At 35.9% G+C, this 21,499-nt stretch carries 29 protein-coding genes and 1 pseudogene; 15 read left to right on the forward strand and 15 right to left on the reverse strand.

Annotated elements, in window-relative coordinates; genetic code table 11:
* Nucleotides 1-5: 5 nt before the first annotated feature.
* The 4 genes from TY11_RS14730 to TY11_RS14745 all read right to left on the reverse strand — a co-directional run bounded on the left by TY11_RS14730 (nt 6) and on the right by TY11_RS14745 (nt 3,128).
* Entirely contained in the window at nt 6-839 is an 834-nt protein-coding gene (locus tag TY11_RS14730) for an alpha/beta fold hydrolase (protein WP_042147752.1), read from the reverse strand.
* Between the two features lie 10 nt (nt 840-849).
* Nucleotides 850-1,308, reverse strand: a complete 459-nt coding sequence (locus tag TY11_RS14735; RefSeq protein WP_042147756.1) for a DinB family protein — start codon at nt 1,306-1,308, stop codon at nt 850-852.
* A 75-nt stretch (nt 1,309-1,383) separates the two neighbouring features.
* Entirely contained in the window at nt 1,384-2,136 is a 753-nt protein-coding gene (locus TY11_RS14740; protein WP_042148172.1) for a class I SAM-dependent methyltransferase, read from the reverse strand.
* A gap of 2 nt (nt 2,137-2,138) precedes the next feature.
* The gene (locus TY11_RS14745) at nt 2,139-3,128 is read right to left on the reverse strand and encodes a phosphotransferase (protein ID WP_042147758.1); all 990 of its coding nucleotides are present in this window, start codon (nt 3,126-3,128) and stop codon (nt 2,139-2,141) included.
* 261 nt (nt 3,129-3,389) lie between these two features.
* Between TY11_RS14745 and TY11_RS14750 the strand changes: the two genes are divergently transcribed.
* The 4 genes from TY11_RS14750 (at nt 3,390) to TY11_RS14775 (ending at nt 7,476) form a co-directional block, all read left to right on the forward strand.
* The gene (locus TY11_RS14750; protein WP_042147760.1) at nt 3,390-3,710 is read left to right on the forward strand and encodes a hypothetical protein; all 321 of its coding nucleotides are present in this window, start codon (nt 3,390-3,392) and stop codon (nt 3,708-3,710) included.
* Between the two features lie 9 nt (nt 3,711-3,719).
* Nucleotides 3,720-4,247 (forward strand): GrpB family protein, encoded by a 528-nt coding sequence (locus tag TY11_RS14755; RefSeq protein WP_042147763.1) that lies wholly within the window; start codon nt 3,720-3,722, stop codon nt 4,245-4,247.
* A gap of 860 nt (nt 4,248-5,107) precedes the next feature.
* Nucleotides 5,108-6,121 carry a DUF3231 family protein gene (locus TY11_RS14770; protein WP_042147772.1) on the forward strand — a complete coding sequence of 338 codons (1,014 nt, stop codon included), beginning with the start codon at nt 5,108-5,110 and terminating at the stop codon, nt 6,119-6,121.
* 305 nt (nt 6,122-6,426) lie between these two features.
* Entirely contained in the window at nt 6,427-7,476 is a 1,050-nt protein-coding gene (locus TY11_RS14775) for a S41 family peptidase (protein ID WP_052345847.1), read from the forward strand.
* 132 nt (nt 7,477-7,608) lie between these two features.
* Here the strand turns inward: TY11_RS14775 and TY11_RS14780 are convergent, their stop codons facing one another.
* The 5 genes from TY11_RS14780 to TY11_RS14800 form a co-directional block, all read right to left on the reverse strand.
* Complete coding sequence (locus tag TY11_RS14780) at nt 7,609-8,112, reverse strand: GNAT family N-acetyltransferase (protein ID WP_231495835.1); 504 nt, start codon at nt 8,110-8,112, stop codon at nt 7,609-7,611.
* A gap of 252 nt (nt 8,113-8,364) precedes the next feature.
* Entirely contained in the window at nt 8,365-8,784 is a 420-nt protein-coding gene (locus TY11_RS14785) for a GNAT family N-acetyltransferase (RefSeq protein ID WP_042147774.1), read from the reverse strand.
* Between the two features lie 79 nt (nt 8,785-8,863).
* Complete coding sequence (locus TY11_RS14790) at nt 8,864-9,445, reverse strand: histidine phosphatase family protein (RefSeq protein ID WP_042147777.1); 582 nt, start codon at nt 9,443-9,445, stop codon at nt 8,864-8,866.
* A 20-nt stretch (nt 9,446-9,465) separates the two neighbouring features.
* The gene (locus tag TY11_RS14795; RefSeq protein ID WP_042147778.1) at nt 9,466-9,849 is read right to left on the reverse strand and encodes a nucleoside 2-deoxyribosyltransferase; all 384 of its coding nucleotides are present in this window, start codon (nt 9,847-9,849) and stop codon (nt 9,466-9,468) included.
* Nucleotides 9,846-10,403, reverse strand: a complete 558-nt coding sequence (locus TY11_RS14800) for a GNAT family N-acetyltransferase (protein ID WP_042148181.1) — start codon at nt 10,401-10,403, stop codon at nt 9,846-9,848. Before TY11_RS14800 ends, TY11_RS14795 begins: the two co-directional genes overlap by 4 nt.
* Nucleotides 10,404-10,505: 102 nt before the next feature.
* Between TY11_RS14800 and TY11_RS20180 the strand changes: the two genes are divergently transcribed.
* The 11 genes from TY11_RS20180 (at nt 10,506) to TY11_RS14855 (ending at nt 16,609) form a co-directional block, all read left to right on the forward strand.
* Nucleotides 10,506-10,805 carry a TIGR04104 family putative zinc finger protein gene (locus TY11_RS20180; protein ID WP_081755932.1) on the forward strand — a complete coding sequence of 100 codons (300 nt, stop codon included), beginning with the start codon at nt 10,506-10,508 and terminating at the stop codon, nt 10,803-10,805.
* Nucleotides 10,806-10,837: 32 nt separating this feature from the next.
* On the forward strand, nt 10,838-11,332 hold the full coding sequence (locus TY11_RS19890; RefSeq protein WP_052345849.1) for a DinB family protein: 495 nt from the start codon (nt 10,838-10,840) through the stop codon (nt 11,330-11,332).
* Nucleotides 11,333-11,400: 68 nt separating this feature from the next.
* The gene (locus TY11_RS14815) at nt 11,401-12,069 is read left to right on the forward strand and encodes a hypothetical protein (RefSeq protein WP_042147785.1); all 669 of its coding nucleotides are present in this window, start codon (nt 11,401-11,403) and stop codon (nt 12,067-12,069) included.
* A gap of 20 nt (nt 12,070-12,089) precedes the next feature.
* On the forward strand, nt 12,090-12,593 hold the full coding sequence (locus TY11_RS14820) for a GNAT family N-acetyltransferase (RefSeq protein ID WP_042147788.1): 504 nt from the start codon (nt 12,090-12,092) through the stop codon (nt 12,591-12,593).
* Between the two features lie 16 nt (nt 12,594-12,609).
* Nucleotides 12,610-13,170: a GNAT family N-acetyltransferase gene (locus TY11_RS14825; RefSeq protein ID WP_081755933.1), complete on the forward strand. Its 561-nt coding sequence runs from the start codon at nt 12,610-12,612 to the stop codon at nt 13,168-13,170.
* A 14-nt stretch (nt 13,171-13,184) separates the two neighbouring features.
* Nucleotides 13,185-13,715 carry a GNAT family N-acetyltransferase gene (locus TY11_RS14830; protein WP_042147794.1) on the forward strand — a complete coding sequence of 177 codons (531 nt, stop codon included), beginning with the start codon at nt 13,185-13,187 and terminating at the stop codon, nt 13,713-13,715.
* 30 nt (nt 13,716-13,745) lie between these two features.
* Nucleotides 13,746-14,342: a hypothetical protein gene (locus tag TY11_RS14835; protein ID WP_042147797.1), complete on the forward strand. Its 597-nt coding sequence runs from the start codon at nt 13,746-13,748 to the stop codon at nt 14,340-14,342.
* Between the two features lie 139 nt (nt 14,343-14,481).
* Nucleotides 14,482-15,024, forward strand: coding sequence for a DJ-1/PfpI family protein (locus tag TY11_RS14840; protein ID WP_042147800.1), 543 nt, complete (start codon nt 14,482-14,484; stop codon nt 15,022-15,024).
* Nucleotides 15,025-15,051: 27 nt separating this feature from the next.
* Nucleotides 15,052-15,462 (forward strand): Cif family virulence factor, encoded by a 411-nt coding sequence (locus TY11_RS14845; protein WP_042147803.1) that lies wholly within the window; start codon nt 15,052-15,054, stop codon nt 15,460-15,462.
* A 24-nt stretch (nt 15,463-15,486) separates the two neighbouring features.
* Entirely contained in the window at nt 15,487-16,188 is a 702-nt protein-coding gene (locus TY11_RS14850; RefSeq protein WP_042147806.1) for a DJ-1/PfpI family protein, read from the forward strand.
* Nucleotides 16,189-16,225: 37 nt separating this feature from the next.
* Entirely contained in the window at nt 16,226-16,609 is a 384-nt protein-coding gene (locus TY11_RS14855) for a VOC family protein (protein WP_042147808.1), read from the forward strand.
* Between the two features lie 239 nt (nt 16,610-16,848).
* Here the strand turns inward: TY11_RS14855 and TY11_RS14860 are convergent, their stop codons facing one another.
* The 6 genes and pseudogenes from TY11_RS14860 to TY11_RS14880 all read right to left on the reverse strand — a co-directional run bounded on the left by TY11_RS14860 (nt 16,849) and on the right by TY11_RS14880 (nt 21,442).
* The gene (locus TY11_RS14860) at nt 16,849-17,295 is read right to left on the reverse strand and encodes an NUDIX hydrolase (RefSeq protein ID WP_042147812.1); all 447 of its coding nucleotides are present in this window, start codon (nt 17,293-17,295) and stop codon (nt 16,849-16,851) included.
* 31 nt (nt 17,296-17,326) lie between these two features.
* The gene (locus TY11_RS14865; RefSeq protein WP_042147815.1) at nt 17,327-17,974 is read right to left on the reverse strand and encodes a hypothetical protein; all 648 of its coding nucleotides are present in this window, start codon (nt 17,972-17,974) and stop codon (nt 17,327-17,329) included.
* Between the two features lie 408 nt (nt 17,975-18,382).
* Complete coding sequence (locus TY11_RS14870) at nt 18,383-18,952, reverse strand: sugar O-acetyltransferase (RefSeq protein WP_042147819.1); 570 nt, start codon at nt 18,950-18,952, stop codon at nt 18,383-18,385.
* 84 nt (nt 18,953-19,036) lie between these two features.
* On the reverse strand, nt 19,037-19,177 hold the full coding sequence (locus TY11_RS20440; protein WP_155982708.1) for a hypothetical protein: 141 nt from the start codon (nt 19,175-19,177) through the stop codon (nt 19,037-19,039).
* Between the two features lie 40 nt (nt 19,178-19,217).
* Nucleotides 19,218-20,309, reverse strand: a pseudogene (locus TY11_RS14875) (PQQ-dependent sugar dehydrogenase).
* A 92-nt stretch (nt 20,310-20,401) separates the two neighbouring features.
* Nucleotides 20,402-21,442, reverse strand: coding sequence for an NAD(P)-dependent alcohol dehydrogenase (locus TY11_RS14880; RefSeq protein ID WP_042147821.1), 1,041 nt, complete (start codon nt 21,440-21,442; stop codon nt 20,402-20,404).
* Between the last annotated feature and the right edge of the window lie 57 nt (nt 21,443-21,499).

The raw sequence follows: 21,499 nt of genomic DNA on the forward strand, positions 1-21,499 counted from the left end.
TTTGATTAGGAATCCATAAATTCAACTATCGTATTTTTAAACGCAATAGGATTCTCCACATAGGGATGATGTCCACTTTCCAATACCTTATAAACAGCATTGGGAAAATGGAAGCTTTCGTGATGTATAGGTCCTATCGCATAATCGTATTTCCCGGACAATACTAATGCCGGAGCTGCAACGGCAACAGTAAATTCTCTAAAGTCTTGAAAATATTCTTCAGATGAAAAAACATACTGTTGAAAATCAGGTTTAGTCTGAATATCTGTATCAATCCTATCCATAGTCTCCTTATCTGGTATTGATTGAAATTGCAGCTTGTGAAATAAGTCCTTTTCCAAAAGCAACTGTACTGTTTCATAAAAAGTACTCAAAAGGTTTGGGATGTCATCACGGGGAATGTCAAAAGAATCTAATCCTAATAACTCTTTGCCTTTCCTAATTTGATACCCAAATGATTCTCTCATATCTAATGTCACATTAAATAAAATTATTCCTTTAACCCGTTCTGGAAAATGCTCGGCATAATGAATTGCAAGTATTCCACCGAATGAATGTCCCATTACATACCATTGCTCAAAACCATAATGATGTCGAACCTCTTCCAAATCTAGCAACAACCTATCAAGGGAATAATCACCATTAGGAGAAACTTCGGAACGTCCACACCCTCTTTGATCCAAATAAATCATTTCTAGTTTCTCTGCGAGTAGATTACCTGCAGTATCTTGAAATGATTTGCTCCAGTATCCTGGTCCACCGTGAAGGTAAATACACGGTATTCCATTCCCCTCTTTTTCTAGGAACAAAGAAACACCATCACTTGTTTGCATGTGCATTCTAATCCCCCTAAAACAATCCTCTAAATATTACATTAGCCGAGACAGGTTTTAGATCCAATTCCCTCGCCCAGATAGATAACTGACCAATATGATGAATTTCATGAGCGATGATATGCTGGAGTATTTCTTGTTTCATGAATTCACCATCAATCCAGGATGCTGAAACTAATTTATCAGAGCTAACTTTATCATTTAGAAGAAAATTATTAATTTCCTTACGATAATGATTTGATAATTCCCGGACCGTTTCTATGTCAGTAAATGTATTAAAGTCAATCTCGATATCCTGTTTCCCTTGAATAGCAGAAATCCAGCTATATTCCACATCAATAATATGTACTAGTGTGTGAAGTATATTTCCTACGCCCCCTGTGCGGACTTTTAAAAGCTCTTCTGGTGGTATTTGTTCACACCAGTCTAACCATTCATCTCGAACTTGCCAATTATACTGAAAAAAATGATACATGATTCACTCTCCTCACCAGGATGAATCGACATGAACCAACAGGCCATGTCGATATTTCCCGGGAAATGTAAAATCCTAGCCTTTCTTTTGTAAAACACAAATCATTTCCAAACTATCACTAGAAATTGGCGACTCATGCCAATCACTAAACATATGTAATAAGCTAAAACCATTTGCCTCTGCTAGCCGCTGCATTTCTTGCGGGTAAACATATCTTAAACTGATTCCGGTTCTGCTTTCCGATCCATCCTGAGCTTTTCGAATGGTGGTGTAATGTTGAATTTGCTTTAGAGCATCGTACTCGCTAATCGTATAAACATCCACTTTTTCCCCAGATGAAGGATCTCTGTAACTTCTCCAGAACTCCTCTATAGCTGGCTGAAGAAGTTCTTCTTTATTCGGAAATCTGGTTCCAAAAATAAAAATCCCATTGTCCTCTAAATGATGATGTACGGCACTTAATAGTTGATCTTGTTCCATATTGGTTAGAAAATGTTGAAAGGAGTTGCCCACCATATAGATCATTTTACTCGTTACATCGAGTCTTAACGCTGTACAATCCTGTTCTACCCATTTTACTGGTAGGTTACTAGATTTCTTCTTTGCTTGCTCTAACATCCCTGTGTGGATATCGACGCCAATCATGAGATGACCTTTTTCGGCTAGCGGTAATGTAGCCCTACCAGTTCCACAGGCAAGATCAACAATCACTCCATCTACTTGCTCTGCCCACTTTAATAGAAAAGAAACATCAGCGGAATATCCGTTATTTTCGAAATCATAGAGCTCTGGATTGTCGTATTCTTCTAAGTTTGTTCTCATAGTCATCATTAAATTCCCCCCAACATGTCATCAAGCTCTAATAAATGATTCGATAGCCAAATCATTTCCTGTACAAATCGTTTTGGTGGTCCCTTTCGTTTATCCATTATCGCGTCAAGCCACCATTCACTTTCTAAAAACCATAATAAGGTTAAAGCATTCGTTAAGAAGCGACTTCCTGTCTCTTGATATGACTGATACCCTTTTAGAAAAGCTTTAGCGGGAGGAATCTGTAATCCATCGTCATCCAATGCGCCAGAAATAACAGCTCTACCGACGTCTAATGACAAATAATCAAACTTCATCCTGTCAAAATCAAGAATCGCAGAAATCCGGTCACCATCAAATAGTATGTTGTCTACCCATAAATCCCGATGTGCCCAACCTATGCGGTTAACATTTAATCTATTAACATCAACAATCTCCATCAGTTCAAGCTGTTTCTCTATCACTGGAAGGAGGTCATATTTATTAGCTTGATAGATTTCTTTATGTACGATTTTCCAATAGGCAATTCGTTCTTTTCGGTTTGGTAGAATAAATTCTGGTTTATCCTTCATTGGTAAACTACCATCATTTAGTAGAGCATGCATTCTTCCCGTATGAACCCCAAGTTGATACATTTGCTCCTCTGATAACCTTCCAGGTTTGAGGGTTTCCCCAGGCATATATTCCATGACAATAAACTGTTCACCACCAGGTGATTGGAAGAAACATTCTCTAAGGTCCATTAGAATGTTAGGACATGGAAAACCAAGGTGATGTAGCCGGTTTTGCTGATCAAATACAAGTTTCAGTTCTTCAATAGAATACTTTTTTAATCGCTCTTTATTGTATTGTTTGACAAGGTATATTCCTAAATCTGTTTCTATCTTCCACTTTAAATTAAGCCACCCACGTTTGATTGGTTCAATATGGTAGATTTCGAAGCAAAACCGAGAAGATATTTCCTGAAGAATATCCTCAAGAATAGGTTCTTTGTTTATAGCAGTTCTCATGGTAACACCACTTTCAGAATTATCCTATATTAAGAATAACCTAGATGAATCAGAAGTACAAGAATGTATGTTCTAGGCAGTTAGGATTTCTAAACTATATATAAAGTTAATCGCTATATTGTGATACATTAATTATAGATGATTTAAAAAATTCATCCCTTCTAAAAGGGAAACTTTTATTAAATCCTACCAGCTTAATCAACATACTATTATAGACAGGTTACTAAATTTAAAATATAAAAGAACAGGGAGGAATTGAACATGATAGGTTGGCTTAATCTTGGTAGTCTCGTGCTTGGACTAGTTGCTTGGATACTTCCAGTTGTTAATCTCATACGAAATACAAAACAGATTAATAATAACTGGTTGGCATTTTCTTTTATTATAAGCTTAAGTGCTTGTTCAATTTCATTGTTTTTCCAGGTTTATACCAGCAATCTACGAGTAAAGGATGAGGATTGGTCGGCACTTATGGATGTTATGGGAACGAAGGTATCTGTAGCGGCGGTTCTTCTTATCGTTACTATTGTTCTAAATGGAATAACTCTTCTTGTTTATCGTAATAAAACATTAAAAAGGTGAGGTGTCTATATGAGGTTAGGATTAAAACGAGATGAGGTAAGGTTAGAAACATTTACCGATGAGTGGCAGAAGAACTTTCTCAGTATTAAACAGGATATACTTACATCAATTCCTCTTCAAGAAAATCGGATCGAACATATTGGTAGCAATGCGATTAAAGGGATTGTTGCCAAACCAATCTTGGATTTAGTTGTCGGAGTTGATGATCTAGAAGAAGTTGATCAGGCCATCTTTCAGGGGTTAAAGGAAGCTGGCTTTTTAAGGCTTCAGGTGGAACGTCCTGATGAAATAGTCCTTGCTAAATTTACCGATGAAACGTACGAGGAGAAAACACATTATATCCATTTAGTAGAATATAATGGTGACCTCTGGAAAGATTTAATCTTTTTTAGAGATTACTTAAATTCAAACGATATAGCAAGGGAACAATACGAAGATCTCAAAATGAAATTTTTAGAGGATAATAGTGGTGGGATCAAAGAATACACAGACTATAAGGAGCAATTTGTACAAAGAATCTATGAGAAGAGAATATAGACTTATTCAGCTATGGGTGTAAAAGTTAGACAAGTTGATGAAAAAAATAAACGGTTCCGTAGTAAGTGCAAAATTGGAAATGATATTATATATAGCAAGTGAATTAGCATTAGTGATAGTCATTGTTGAAAATGCTATACCAATAAGCCTGTTATATATAATGTTAAACCGATTATTAGGGCCAGAGCAAGTACGGATTCCAATAGATCTTTTAAATTTCAGAAGTCGCTAGGGAAAATTCCCTTAAGCGTTTATGCTCATATGAATTTTATTGTTGTTTTTAACTAGTGCACCCTTTGGTTGAAAAATATATTATTGTTTTTCCTTATTTCTTTTAACAATTCGATTATTAATTCATTTTGTTTGTTTCCCTTTTTTAGGTTTGCTCCTATCGCTAAAAGAGTATATATTATCACAATATAACCAATAAAAAATATAAATAAAACCCCCCTTCTCTTATTGAACAAAACTGCTTCGATAGCTTAATAACTTCTAACATATATTCCAAAATTAATATTAGTGTAATGTTTAAATGAATAAGACAATCCTACTTTTGAGTACCCATTTTAAATAAAGCCCCATTAATAAATATTTTGTTCGCTAAACGGACAATATAAAATAAAGGTGGAGATGTAATGCAACGAAAATATTTAGCAAGTATTATAATTCTTGTTATATTATTTATTTTTCTAAATAGAAAATCAACCAGATATATATATTGGTCAAATCTTATTACTAAAAATACACTCTTATTCATTAGAAATAGTATCACCCGATTACTGAAACATACATAACACTAAACTAAAAAATTAATCCGTTTATGAAGTAATTCAAAATAGCATGGAGGGATAGGTTCTAATATGAATGTGAAAACAAAAAATTCAAATCTAACACCACCTGAAATGGGAAAACTTTGGGCAACATATGTTGGAAATACCATGGGTAGATGTACACTTAGTTACTATTTGAAAAATGTAGAGGATGAAGATATTAAAAACATCTTGGAACAATCCTTGAGTTTATGTGAAGAAATTATCCATGATATCAAACAGATTTTTATACAAGATAACTTTCCTATCCCTATTGGATTTACAGACGACGATGTGAACTTGGAAGCACCTCGGCTTTTCCAAGATGAGTTTTATCTTCATTATCTGCAATATTTAGGGAAAGCAGGAATGAGTATTTATAGTGTTGCCATACCTTTGGTGACAAGGAAAGATATAAGGAACTTTTTTATGAAAACTCTTAATCAAACTTCCAAAATGATATCAGATGTAAATGATGTGCTAATTTCAAAAGGGAAGTTGATGAATACACCTCAGATGCCAATTCCTAAAGAAGTTGACTTTGTTCATAATCAAAACTATTTAAATAACTTTTTTGGAAAAGGTAGACCTCTCCATGGGTTGGAAGTAGCTCATCTAAATGGATGTATTAGCAACGATGTTACAAGTAAAGCACTAATTCTTGGTTTTATTCAGGGGGTAAAACACGAAAAGGTTAAAAAGTATTTAGAACGAGGAATCAATATTAATCAAAAGCATATTGAATTCCTTTCCAAAAAATTAAATATTAGCAATGTACCTTCGCCAACACTTCTAGACCATTTAGTTACAACTTCTAATACGCCGCCATTCTCAGATAAACTAATGGTTTATCACAAAATCGATATGTTCTCGATGAAAGTAAGAGAATATGCGAATGGTGCATCACTTAATGGTAGAAAAGATGTTGGGCTGCTATTTGCAAAATGTCAAATGGAGGTATCGTTGTTCGCGGAAGATGGTATAAATATTCTAATTGACCATGGCTGGATGGAAGAAATACCGTTAGTCATTGACCGAGTTAATTTATCTTTAAATGATAACTAATAGATATCAACTCACCAAAATATAACCACAAACGCAGAAAAAGACCTCTCAATGGTCTTTTTCCTTTTAGGCTTCTTTTATTTCCTGCTCCTAAACTTCAAAAATTAACTCCTCAATACTAACATAATATAAATTTACTATTAAACAGAAAAAGATGATCTAGTTGGATGCCCCCTTATGTAACAATTTACCGTCTGGATTACCCTCTACCCTTATTATAACATGTATAATTATAAATCTTCAGTCTTTTGTTATAGGTTATTTTCAATTATGCTATAAAGAACTAAAAGATGAGGAGGAATACAATGCAAAGACATCTTGTTAATTCCCTATCTAAGTTTAATCATGACCTACAACAAGAAGTCATCATTCGGATGCTTGAATTAATAAACGAATCCTATGTGTTTCCTGACGTTGCAAAGAAAGTAGAACAAAGGGTTCTAAAAAAGCTACACAATCAAGAATATGCAGATTTACTTGATCCAACCCAGTTCAGTCAGCAAATTACTAAAGACTTACAAGAAGTAAGTAAGGATAAACACCTTGGATTAAAGTATTTTGAAATGCCAAAAGGACAAAGTGAAGTAGAGAAGAAGAAAGAAACAGAAAACAGAAAGAGACTATTAAGCTTACATAATTACGGATTTGAAAAGGTTGAACGTTTACCTGGAAATATCGGCTATCACAAAACATTAAAATTCTTTGAAACAAATATTGCAGGTAATGTGGCTATCGCATCACTTAATTATTTGGCAAATACTAGTGCAGTTATCTTTGACCTACGTGATAATACTGGTGGTTCGGCAGATATGGTTGCACTAATTGCTAGTTATCTATTCAAAGGTAGAGTACATCTGAATAATTTTCATTGGCGAAAAGACAACCGTTTGGAGCAAGTATGGACAAATTCATATATTCAAGGAACCTCGCTTCAAGATAAGGAGGTATTTATTCTAACAAGTAAACGAACATTCTCAGGTGCCGAAGATTTTGCGTACTCTCTTAAAGTGCTTAAGCGAGCAACAATAGTTGGTGAAAGAACAAGTGGAGGTGCCCATCCTGGTGGATTTCAGAGAATTAATGATCACTTTTCCATAAATATACCCATTGGAAGAGCAGTGAATCCTATTACGAACGACAACTGGGAAGGTACTGGTGTAACGCCCCATGTGGAAGTTCCAGAAGAACACTCATTACATGTAGCGCAATATATGATATTAACTAACTTAATAAAGCGGAGCCCGGATAGAGATATAATGGGAGATAGATGGATACAACTCAAAGATGATCTTGAGAGAATACTTATCTCAGCAGATATAAATATTGAATGTATTATAAAACAGAAAAACATGTAGCCACCTGAAATAAGTTCGAATGCACCTACGAGATTTCTCTTTATTAAAGGTAGAGATTAGTGAAATGCCCGAAGACCGACTAGATGAAGTCGGTCTTTTTCTTGATTATATTCTATCTTCATATAAAAAGTTCTAACTAGACAGGATTAATTGATATTGTATTAGTTGGGTTTCCACCCCTTTGTACTTTTCAAATCCGATTCTTGAAATTTCCTGAAATCCTAGTTTTTCTAGCATCCCCTTAGACCTTAAATTAGTCACATGTGTTTCAGCATTAACAATAGATATTTTATACTTCATGGCAACATAATCTAAAAATTGGTTAGCTGCATGAAAGCCAAGTCCCCTCCCCCATAACGTACTTTCACCTATTGCAACCCCAAATTCAGCTGTATTACCCTTTATATTGGCTAAGTCAGCATAACCAATTAATCTATTACGCCACTCAATGCCTAAACGTATGAAGTCTGATGTATTATGGTTAACACAACGTTGCCACCAATCGTATAATTCATCAGAATTTCTATTTAACTCCCAGTCATTTGCTATGCAAAATGCATCATTTTTACTCCAATTCAACACTTCTTCAAAATCATCAATCGATAAAGGTCTAATAATAACTGCATTAGAATCCAAAAATATCATTCCCCTCATAAAAGGCTAGGACAAAAGTATTAAAGTCTAAAGAAAAACCGAACTATAGGGATTGGCGCATCAGACCCACTCCGGAAATATACCCCGCTTTCCGTGGGCGGCTGGTGAGCCTCCTCAGAGCTAAAGCTCTTCCGGGGTCTCACCGATGCCTAACCTCCCACAGGAGTCTCCGTATATTTCCGGAGCTAATCTATTAAATCATTCGGAACTTCCCTTTTAACTTTTAGTTATAACTCAGCCTCTATGGATATTAATGCCAGCTTGTCTATCATAATTCCTGAGAATCATCCCGGTCCCTTTTTTCATGCCAAACTTCTCATAATAAGGAACCAAATCGTCATCACAGCAAAGGTCAATCATGTAAAGATGTCTTAATTGTTCCAACATCTTCTTAACTAGTTCCTTTCCGATTCCTTGATTCTTATAATTTGGTAAAACTTCCAGAAGCGGAATATAGGCAGAAAGGACACCGTCACTAATCGCGGTAATAAATCCAACCACTCGATTAACATCCTCATCAATTGCAATTACCATATAACTACTATTTTTTAGTAGTTTAAGATGAGTTCCTGTACTAGGTGGATTTGGCCAGTCTACAAAGAATCCTTCCAACATAGATTCTGTAACCCCATCAAGGGAATTTTTATATAACATTACAATCAACTCCTAATCTTTTTATCTTATTTTAGGTAGTTGAATGTATCAAAAATAAAGTAACAATCTAGCAACCTCCTTAGGCCTGGACTTTCTCCAAATGATCAATCCGATTATAATCCTGAATAATCCATTCTTGTTTATTGCGAGTAATCGTAGAAATACTCGTATTCTCGATTTTCATATCTTCAAGGTCAAGCTTACCTTCAGTAATAATAGAAAGGATACGGAAAATTACTGCACCATGTGCTACTAGCAGGATCCGTTTTCCTAAATAGTTCTGGTGAACCTGTTCGAGACCGGTCATAATTCTCTCCGAAAAGTCTTCCAATACTTCCTGATTGGGATAATTTCGATCGGGATAAAGCTGATTACGTTCATCATATGTTAATCCCTCTGCGTCCCCAAAAGATCGTTCAGCAAAGTCCTTCATTACGACAAACGGAAGTTCTAAGAAGCTATTTATTATTTCAGCCGTTTTCTTAGCTCGCAGTAATTGACTGGATATAACAATATCATAATCTTTCGGATTGAGAGCACTACCACAAGCCTCAGCCTGCCTAACCCCTTTAGCATTTAAAGGTATATCTGTTTGCCCTTGCATTCTTCTTTCAGCATTCCAATCGGTTTCCCCGTGGCGTACCAGGTAAATGGTCGTCATCTATGTCTCTCCTATCTTTCCTATGAATATAGTTCTATCATTTCCTGTACAAATGATTCTAGTTCCCCATCATAACGTTGAATCCCATCGACATAATAGAAAGTAGTGGCAGAAGTTGGATCTATTCTCTCCCTTGAATACAGATGGATCCTTTTCTCAAAACCAATAGCCATACCTAGCTCTGTATGTGTTCCTTTGCCACCAGGAAGTAGTACCAAGATTATGTCACAGTCCAATACAGCATTTCGTTCCTGTATTCCAATTTCTCGTAATTCTTCCTCTGTAGAGGCACGATTATTTTTTGTCCAATCGTATGTAATGGTGTGCCCTGCTTTGATTAGCTTGTCACGAACCAATTGTACCTTTTCTTTATTATCCAACCCTGAAGCAATATAGAACTTCATAATAAGCTCCTCTCCAAATCCCACTCTGATGCAAGCATTCCATAGAGGACAAGGTCAACATAATGGTCATACAACCACTCACCTTGTCGAATCTGACCTTCTTGCAGGAAACCTAGCCTTTCAGGAATAGCCCTACTTTTTATATTTTCAAAAGCAGCTCGTATTTCAATGCGGTTTAGTCCTAATTGGTGAAAACCATAATCGATTAAACCAGTTACAGCCCTTGTCATAATCCCTTCGCCTTGAAAGGTACTACCAAGCCAGTAGCCAATTACCCCGATTTGGTTCGTCCAATCGATGGTGTTGAATCCGATTACCCCAGCAAGCTTATCATGAAAATAAATTCCTAATGTCAGCCCTTGTCTCTTTTCATGTATATCCACACAAGCATGGATAAACTGCTTAGAATCATGAATAGTTTTTGTCCCATCTATCCACGCTAGCCATTCACGTAAGTGTTCTCGGGAGTGGTCGATAAGCTGAAATAATTCATCGGCATCGGTTTCATTCAATAATCTTAATGTTATCTCATCATCTATTTCAAATGTAAACAACCTAGGATCATCTCCCATCTTTTTGTATTCCATCATACCACAGTGTTTAAATTTTGTTATAATTAAAATAACTAACCTATTTCATAGCCAGAAGGTGATTATATGCCAACTTGCCAAAATTGCGGTAAAGAGTGGAGTTGGAAACAGACATGTAAAAAATCATTTACGTTAGATACTGGAATGAAATGCCCGCATTGCCATGAAAAACAGTATTTAACAACGAAGTCGAGAAAAAGAAGTAGTTTTAGTACTTTTTTAATTCCGTTCATCTTTCTTTTATCACTTGTATTAAACCTTTCTACATTAGCTACTTTGTTCACGATAATAGGAGCTGGTCTATTATTATTGGGATTCCATCCATTTTTCATAGAACTCTCTAATAAAGAGGAACCACTATGGTAAGTTTTCTGTATACCAATAAAGGAGTGTAGTAAATGAATGAGGAAATGCTATTGAAACAAATGAAATTCATTCGTTACCGTACCATTGCAGCCTTGGATGCGACATCAGAAGCAATAGCCGATGATATTCCAAATGGATTTAACAATAACCTGCGCTGGAACTTCGGGCATATCATCGTGTCACAGGAAAATATCATTACTTATTTCTTAGGTAAGAAAGGTAGTTTACCAGATTCCTATAGAGAGCTATTTAATAGAGGGACTTCTCCCAAAGATTGGAATCAAGAAATACCTACTTTAGAACAATTAAGGGTTGCTCTTGAGAAGCAATATGAACGAATGGTAGCATTGTGCTCTGGAAAGATAGCTGATGAAGGTGAGAATCCTCTTGTTTTGAGTTCGGAATATGAATTTAAAACGCTTGGAGAAGCCATCGGATTTACTAATTTCCATGAATCAGTTCACCAAGGAAATATTAATAGCTTGAAATTAGCTTTAGGTGTGAAAGATCTGTGGGCAGTGCAATAAAACATTTGTGTTTTAGAGGATGAACTATTAACAAGTAGTCCATCCTCTTTTCTTCATAGGAGGAAATCATGAAAAAAGATACGCTATTATTTTGGATGTTTTTTGTGGTGATGTTCTCTATTTGCATTTCCATACACGGATTGATTTTCAATTCCTTGATCCCGTTCAATTCTTTTACGAGTCTTTTAGCTATTTTATTGATTATAGTTGCTGTTATCCCATCATCGGCTATTTTAGCGGAAAAAATTAATAATTATGCTCTTAGAAAGGGTTTAAGGCAAGGTAAAAACTTCAAGATTTTTATTATAGGAACTCTTGCCATAGGTGTGCTAATTATATCTATAAATACGTTTAATCATTTTAGAGAACACAACCTAGATGACTTGATTGGTTACACTTCCTTAGACTTTGATTATTTAGGGTTCACAACAGATTGGAATAGTGTCCCGGAGGATCAAAGATTTGAATGGGTTGGGTATCAAAAAGAGACTGTAGATGAATTAATGAACTTTCTTAGTCAGTACCGTGTCAAATTTCAAAATACAGATAATATGAGTGGTAGAACTAGTTTTGAATTTGTAATAAATCATAAGATTACGAACCCTTCAATGGTACATGTGTTGAATGAGAAGGATATCCGAATTAATCATGACATATATGAAGTGGTTAATGGGTCAATTGATATGGAATGGATAAGGGCTTTTAATCAGGCTAATAAAGAGAAATATGGATTTTAAAAATAGAGAAGGTGAAAACCATGAAGATCCTTGAAACAGATAGACTTTATCTAAGGGAACTGGTATTGGGTGACAGTCAAGAATTATCAAGAGTCCTTTCTGACCCCGATTCGATGCAATACTATCCGGAACCGTTTAACCAGAAAAAGGTAGAAAGTTGGATTAGATGGAATATGGATAACTATAAAACATACAATCATGGGTTATGGGCAGTTATCTTGAAGGACGGAGAAAGATTTATTGGCGATTGCGGTATCACCATGCAAACAATTGATCAGGAAAAGGTTCCAGAGATTGGCTTTCATATTATTAAGGACTATTGGAATAAAGGCTATGCGACAGAAGCAGCACTTGCCTGTAAGCAATTTGCGTTTGATGTATTGGGCTATTCCAAGGTATTCTCTTACACTTCAATGAGAAATATTCCATCGCAAAAAGTAGCAGAGAATATAGGAATGCGGTTATATAAGACTTTTGAGAAAAATGGAGAAAAGCAAATTGTTCATGTAGCAGTTGAGCAATAGATCTCTAGGAGGTGCTATGGTGAGAAAAGTTAAATTAATTCCACATGATAAAAAATATGCTAAGGCGATGTCAGCATTAAGTTCTTCTCGCCATGTGAAAGACGCTCTAGGTCTAAGTGATGAACAGACATCCATAGAAGGAACTAAACAATTCATAGAATTCATTCGCAAACAGGAAAAATTGGGGAAGCAATATTCTAGGTGTATCATAAATGATCACGACAAATTAATTGGCGTGATAACCTTAAAAGATATTGATATGGATAACAAAACATGTCATATCGGAACCTGGATCGGCCAACCGTATTGGGGACAGGGCTATAACGAATCAGCAAAAGCTGAAATACTATACGTTGCGTTTCATGAGTTCAATCTAGAGTATGTCTTTGCTGGTGCTAAAGTATCTAATATACGTTCACAAAAGGCACAAGAGAAATTGCCTTATATTCGATTACAGGTTGAAAATGAATTCCCTGCTGAACATAAAAAGCTTGAAAATCAAGTAAAATCAAGATGCATGTTAAATGTTATCGAGAGAGAAGACTTTTTAAATTGGTACAATCAGAACTTGGACTGAAGGGTGGGCATTAGATGAGTGTAAGAAGAGCAGTAATGGCGGATGCACAAGGTATTGCAAAAGTACATGTAGATAGCTGGAGGTCTACGTACAAAAATATAATTCCAGATAGCTTCTTGAAGAATTTATCCTATGATAAACGTACGGAATTATGGAAACGTAATATTTCTAGAGAAGGAAATTATGTTTATGTTGCTGAAAATAAAGAAGGTGAAATTGTAGGATTTGCGGATTGTGGTAAAAGGGAGAATAATTCTGTTGATAATTCTGGAGACCTTACATCCATTTATCTCTTAGAGGAGTATCAAGGGAAAGGTCTTGGAAAGCAGTTATTGAAGCAACTTTTTTTTAAATTTGAGGAGCTCGGCTATACCAGGGTTTTTGTTGAAGTATTAGAAGATAACAAAACCCGTTATTTCTATGAGCATTGCGGTGCAAGTCTATTGAGAACAGAGAAAATAATCATAGCTGGTGTAGAACTGAATCTACTAATCTATGAGTGGGATGATGTAAACCAAGTATTATTTAAACATAGCTTTAGTTGAGGGAAATAGATGGCCAATTGGGGGAATAAAATGCTTCGAGATTTAATTAATAGATGGAGAACCTATTGCATTGAAGAAAACTTTATTGGAATCGGATCTACGAGAAAAGTTTATCGCGTATCGGATTATGTAATTAAAGTTAATCTACATTCACTAGGCCACAAGCAATCAGAAATGGAACAGGAAATATATTATGAGATGGTAAAGAGAGGACATGGTGAGCTATTTGCACAAGTTTTTTATGTGGATGAAAATATAGCTGTTCAGAGATTCTACGAGCCATTGGAGCTAATCAATGACCAATCATATGAGATTGATACAACAAAACAGGTGCATCTTATTCCAGAAAACTATACGGATGTATTCAACATGCTAGATACTGAGTTTGATAGTTTTGATTTGAGAGATAGTAGCAATTATGGTTTAAATCAAGAAAATAAACTAGTCTATATCGACTACGGAATGACCAAAAAACTTTATGAAAACGAATGGGTTCCACTTGCAGAAGCGGGAGTTCTTCCTCAAATCGATTTTGATAATTGTCGTGTTTGTGGAGAAGAAAAGGAACTTCGTATGTATGGGGATAACGATACAGATAAACGTTGCTATGCTTGTGGTAAGGAATAATACATATTAAATCTGACATCTAAGAGGAAACCAACAAGTATATTTGGGGTTTCAGATTTGTAATAGGGTCAATACAGTGAATGGCTGGAATTTGATTCCTAGTGTCATCATAAGAATACGGACAAGGCAGGGAATTTATATGAAAAAAACAGCAGTGCTACTTTATCCAGAGTTCAGTGAATATGAACTGACAACGGCATTATCGATCCTAATGCAAGGGGGAAAGCCAATCACCATTATAAGCCAATCAAAAGAGCCAGTTAAGGGAGAAGCGGGAATGACTTGTCTACCGGAATTAGCTTTAGATGAGGTAAATGTTGGCGATTATGACAGTCTATTATTGACAGGATGTATGGATATTCAAGAAGTGGCAAAATCAGATGAATACATTCAATTTATCAAAGAAATCTCTTCACAAGAAGGTTTCGTAGTAGCCAGTATATCAAGCTCCCCATATCTTTTAGCAAAAGCAGGAGTATTAAAGGGGAAAAGATACACGGTAGGATTGTATGAGGAAGCAAGAAAAGCGACCCCATACTTTGAAGAGGAAAACTATGTGGAAGAGTTAGTGGTAGAAGATAGAAACTTAATCACATCAAGAGGTTCCGCGTTTATAGAATGGGGAGTACGGTTTGGTAAGGCATTGAATTTGGATTTTGAAGCCGGTTGGTATGGAAAATAGGATAAAGGGAGTGGAGGAGGAAGGAAAATGATGATAGAGCAGGAAGTATCAAAAGAAGTTTTTACAATGATGAAATTACATCAAAGTTTTTCCGACGGATTATATGAAGAAATGAATAGCTTATATTCTGATGAGTTTCAAGGTTGGTTGTACATGCCATGGAGCGATGAGTTAGAGCACTATAATGATAAGGATATACGAGAAGGAAATAGATTGGCTGCTGAGTATTATAAAGGTAAAGATATTCAGTTCATTTTTACAGGCCTTAAGATTGTACCTCAATCCGATGATCAAGTTGCCGTTTCTTATGAGGTTATACACCTAAATAAAGAATCTGTAGCATTAGTTAGAGGATTAACGCTTGAGGTTTGGCGAAAAGAAGAAGATGGTAAATGGAGAATTATTCGGTGGTATGAAGAAAAAGGAATGCAGACATAAAACATAGGCAGGTAGGTGGACAGTATGAAAATAGTTATCTATCTATATAATGGAGTCACCATGCTAGATGCAATAGGTCCATATGAAGCATTAAGGCATATGACGGGTGCTGAGGTTTTATTTGTAGCAGAACAAAAAGGAGAAATAAAAGCAGATTCTGGATTCATTGATATCGATGTAAAACACAGTATTAATGAAGTAAAAGAAGCGGATATTTTAATTATCCCAGGATCAACCATTACGTTTATCAATGAAATGAAAAATGAGAAGGTGTTGCGTTGGATAAAAGAAATAGATAAAACAACGAAGTGGACAACTTCTGTATGCACTGGTTCATTAATTCTAGCATCAACCGGTTTACTCAAAGGATTGAAAGCTACATCCCATTGGAAACTTATTAATCTACTACGTGAATATGGAGTAGAGCCGACGAGAGAAAGAGTTGTAGAGCAAGGGAAATATATTACAGCTGCAGGAGTATCGGCTGGAATAGATAAGGCTTTATTTCTATCCAATAAGATAGTTGGGGAGGAAGAAACTAAGGCGATACAACTTGCTATTGAGTATGATCCTAAACCAGTATTTCAATCAGGTAATTATTCCAATGCCGATGAAAAGGTTATAGAGATTGCTGATAAGAAATTATCTAATGGTGCGAAGAAGGGTCTTGGCTTGCTAGGACTACTAAAGCACTCAAAAAGTATTCTAAAAATGATGAAACAGTGAGTATGGCTTACTATAAAAAGGAAGAGGATGCGTAAAAATGAAACTCACACATACAAGAATTCTAGTGAACAACTATAAAGAATGCTATCAATTTTACAAGGATATACTCTCCTTTCCATGCACATGGGGGGATGAAACCTCGAACTATGCCCAATTTGATACGGGGAATACCTACCTATCTATTTTTGATAAAAAGCAAATGCTAGAGGATATCCAGGAACCCCATCAGACAAAGGAGACTTCATCTTTAAACGAGGTAGCCATTATTTTCGGTGTGGATGATGTAGATGCAACCTATGACTCTTTAAAGTCGAAAGTAGATTTTATTTCCTTGCCACATGATCGGGAAGATTGGGGAATTCGAGTAGCACATTTTCGGGATCCGAATGGTACTTTGATAGAAATAAATCAAAGGATTTAGCGCAAGTTCCTTTGTTCTTACCAACCTATAAAAGAGAACATCTAACATGTCTACCCTGTTAACTATTATTGCATTTGTTTTCATGCTTGTAGCTGTGTCACGTTTTTATCGATTATGGAAAAGAACAAAACCGCTTAAAATAAGATTGAGGTCTGTATGGGTTTGGCTTACAGACCTACTCTTTTGAAGTCTTATTAATCTATTCGATATTACTCACAAACTTAGACACACTTCCACTTCTACAAATTATTATGAATTACTTTCCCACGAAGAATATATGGAATAACGGAATTATTATCTATTAAACCATCTATTTCTGATGTTGGGATATAGGCATATTTTTTTGCCATCGTAGCATCCATCCACGTAATCTCTTCAATTTCTTCAGGATAGGTTATGGTTAGTTCACCATCAATAATTCTCCCTTTAAACGTAAAAAAGATTGCGTGATGACCACGATCTTCAAAAAATGCTTCACTTACCGCAAAGATTCCATCTAGTTCAACGTTTAAACCTGTTTCTTCCTTCACTTCACGGATAGCTGCTTCTTCTAATGTTTCTCCATTCTCTACTGCCCCACCAGGAAGTGTATAGTATGAGGAATGTTTTCCTTTATTTTTTACCATCAATATATTTTCTTCATGGCTATCATATAGCAGCACATAGGCAACATCTACTCGCTTCACAATCATTCCCCCTATTTATATATATTATGAACTACACTTTTTTCGAATTCCTTTTATAGGATACTGTTTTTACTATTAAATACCCGATTGGTGAAAATATCAACGCCAAAACGATGGAGTATAAAACATTGGCTATAATAACCCCACCCCAGTTATAGTTGATTCCAATTCTATTAGCTTCTAAAAATGAGTTTATGGTAAAAAGCACTAAGCTTATGATTAATAGAACGATGAAACTATATAGCCAATGTTTAAATTTAATAGAACTTGGCTCATCGTAGTTCATTACGGTATTATTTTTCAACACTAGCCTCGCTATTTCATCGATTGCCCAGAAGAAAAAGGCAAATGTGGTTGCTCCGATAAACATAATTTCGGCTTCTGAAGTGCTTATTCTTGCAAGAAGACAAAACAAAATTGGAAAAATCATACCAAAAAATAAATGAAATATAAAAGCGGATAAAATTCTCCTAACCCCCGCAAAGCGCCTGGTCACGTAATCAGACAAGAAAGTGATAGGAACTCCATAAAGTAATATAACAGGAGAAAACATTGCAATCGTAAACACTAGAGTATTAACAAAATCAATACCAATAGCCTCTTTAAAAATAACAATTAGTAAAAAGAACATTGAAATGACAGAAGCTAGTATAGTGGTTATGGTTTTCCTTATGATCATAGAACCCCTCCAAGCTTAATTTATTTATCTGCCGCTAAAAGTATAGAAGAGGTCTCATATTAATTGTTTTTCAAAGATGTATTGGTTTACTTCAAAGACTGTATTTTTTCCGCTAAACTGCGCTGTTACTTCAAAATTGCCACCTTAATACTAACATAATATTCCGAAGTTAATAAGAAATGTAGATCGGTAAAAAGACAAAAAATGCGACCCTCCATCTTGAAGAATCGCAATAACATGTAGTTATTGAAGAGAATAATTCTTTACTTCCTGCCAGCCATTGATCCTAACACAGCGTGTTTCATGAGGGATGGATATAGAAGTCCTGTAATAAGAAATATTCCAAGTTTTATTTCAATATTATTAAAAAGGTAATTCTAACCAGGGATACCAAAATTACTTGAAATTTTAATCAACCTTTTTTATTACCTTTGCAGGCACCCCTGCAACAACAGTATTTTCTGGGACATCCTTGGTCACTACTGCTCCTGCCGCGACAACAGAGTTGTCCCCAATCGTCACACCGGGCAGTATTGTAGCGTTTGACCCAATCCACACATTTTCGCCTATTACGACTGGAGAGGGGGAAGTTGTGTTTCTTGTTTCTAAGGGCAACCCATGATTAAGTGTAGCAATCGTAACATTCATACCTATCATCGAACCGTTTCCAACAGTAATTCCACCCCTATCTTGAAAGGAACATCCTGTGTTAAAAAACACGTTTTTTCCAATCGTGATATTTTTACCGAAGTCTGTATAAAATGGCGGAAAGCACGTAAATGAGGAATCGACTTTACTACCTGTCAGTTCGCTAAAAATCTCTACTATTTCTTCTCTTGAATGATAGGAATTATTCAATTCCATTGTTATCTTCTGAGCTTGATAACTACATTCAGTTAATAACCCGTGCAATTCTTTATCCTCACCCGAAATTGGATTACCTTCCTTACAAAATTCTATAAAATCCTTCATTTCCATTTTTAAAATCACCTATCTCTTTGGCTATAAATTTAATTATACTTCCTGTTTTGTTGGGCAAATTATCATATCATTAACAGTAATTCATTCAGGCGAATGAATTACATAAGCAACTGCTTGAGCAATATCTTCCGCAGATAGTCCCCTCTCTTTTTGTGCTTTATGAATTGCTTCTGAAACTATTTTGGTACTGTTTGACTTATAATCTTTTCTAATTTGATTCAAATATCAAGCACCTATACCAAATATATTCTTATGTATTTAATCAATTTAAATCTACAAGTGAGATGCGGTATAATTTATCATCATTTTCCTGGGGATTTCCGCGACCATCTGAATTATTGCTAATAAAATAAAGGTAATTATCTTCAATTAGTACATCTCGAATTCTGCCAAGGTCGGTTATAACTTCACGGTATTCACCGGTTTTAAAATCAAATTCAAGAACGGCAGATCCTCTTAATGCCGCAACGTACAATTTTCCATTATAATGGTCCATTCCAGACGGTGCCCAAGTGGATTCAGCTCCAGAAGTGAAAAGAGGCGAAATCATCCCATCTTGTTCCTCATATCCTTGGATAATTGGCCATCCGAAGTTTTGACCTGATACTATTCTATTTATTTCATCATTTGCATCGTTTCCATGTTCACTAGCAAATAACGTTCCATCAGATAACCAGGTCAATCCCTGAGGATTTCGATGGCCATAACTATAGACGTATGAATCTGAGAACGGATTATCATTAGGAATTGAACCATCAAGGTTCAATCTTAAAATCTTCCCACCTAATGATTGGAGATCTTGAGCAATATTCGCTTCCGATGCATCACCTGCTGTTGCGTATAGTTTCCCATCAGGCCCTATTTCAAGTCTTCCCCCGTGATGGTAGGAACCACTTGGAATTTTATCGAGAAGCAAACCCTCTTATCTCCAAACATTATTCTTCAACTGAATTGTAATAATTCGATTAAACTGCCCAGAATTATCTTCATACGTATAGTAAGCATAAGCTAAATTTGATTCTGGAAAGTTGGGAGCGAGAGCAAATCCTAATAGCCCTGCTTCTGAAGCTGTTGCAAGGTCTTTCTCAAATTCCACACCTTGTCTCTCCATTTCTCCATTTTCTATTTTCACGATGGATCCGGTTCTTTCTGTCAGATAGAATGTATTATTAATTTTATCAATTGACCAAGGAACTTCGAGATAATCCGCAATTACTTCTAAGTCACCATTTTCTTGCTCAACTGGTGGAGTGTTTTGCTCGGTTTTGTTATGTACGGCATCTTGTTGATTATTGGAAGAACATCCAACTAAATAGAGAAAAATTACCATAAATACACCTGCAATTTTTTTCAACGCTAATCACCTTTTCTATATATTAGTAAAAAAAGTGTCCCAAAAGCTGGGCTTTTAAGACACCTAAATGGACAATTAAAAACATGTGCAAATTACATGGTACTAATGTCAATCACGAATCGGTATTTTACATTAGAAGCTAGTACTCGTTCATAAGCCTCATCAATTTGATTGGCCGAGATTACTTCAATTTCAGGAACAATGTTGTGTTTTGCACAGAAATCTAACATTTCCTGGGTCTCACGGATGCCTCCAATCATGGATGCAGCGAATGAACGTCTGAGACTGCTAAGAGCGAATACTTGTACAGGTAAAGGCTCTGCGGGTGCACCAACGTTTACTAGGGTGCCATCAAGGGTTAGTAGTGAGAAATAAGCATTAATATCAATTTTTGCACTTACTGTATTTATGATTAAGTCAAAGTAACCTGCAAGTTTGTTAAATGTTTCTGGATCATTTGTCGCATAATAGTGGTCTGCACCGAATCGGAAGCCATCTTCCTTTTTATTTAATGATTGTGACAAGACGGTAACCTCTGCACCCATGGCATGTGCGATTTTTACCGCCATATGTCCAAGACCGCCCATACCAACAACAGCTATTTTCTTACCAGGACCAGCTCCCCAATGATTAAGTGGAGAATATGTCGTAATACCTGCACAAAGTAATGGTGCTGCAACGTCAAGGTCGATATTATCTGGAATTCTCAGTACGAAATCTTCCGGTACGACAATATGGGTAGAATAGCCGCCTTGAGTTGGTTCCCCGTATTTGTCAACACCTGCGTAAGTATCAACTTTCCCTTTCAAGCAATATTGCTCTTCTCCATTTTGGCAGTTCTCACACTCACCACAGGAATCAACCATACATCCGACCCCAACTCGGTCACCAGCACGGTATTTTGTAACACTAGGTCCTACAGCCGTAACTATTCCCGCAATCTCGTGTCCAGGTACCAGTGGATAGTTCACTGGACCCCATTCCCCGTGAGCAGTATGAATATCAGAATGACATATACCTGCATATTTAATTTCAATCAGAACATCATGTGAATCAAGTTCACGTCTTTTAATTTCAGCAGCTCGAAACGATTTATTTGGACCGTCTACTGCTCGTGCTTTGGCAGTTATCATGAAAATACCTCCTAAAAATCAGTATTTATTATTTTCAAGAGAAATGATTAGGTAAAT

It is taken from the genome of Paucisalibacillus algeriensis, from assembly GCF_000577245.1.
Lineage (GTDB): Bacteria > Bacillota > Bacilli > Bacillales > Amphibacillaceae > Ornithinibacillus.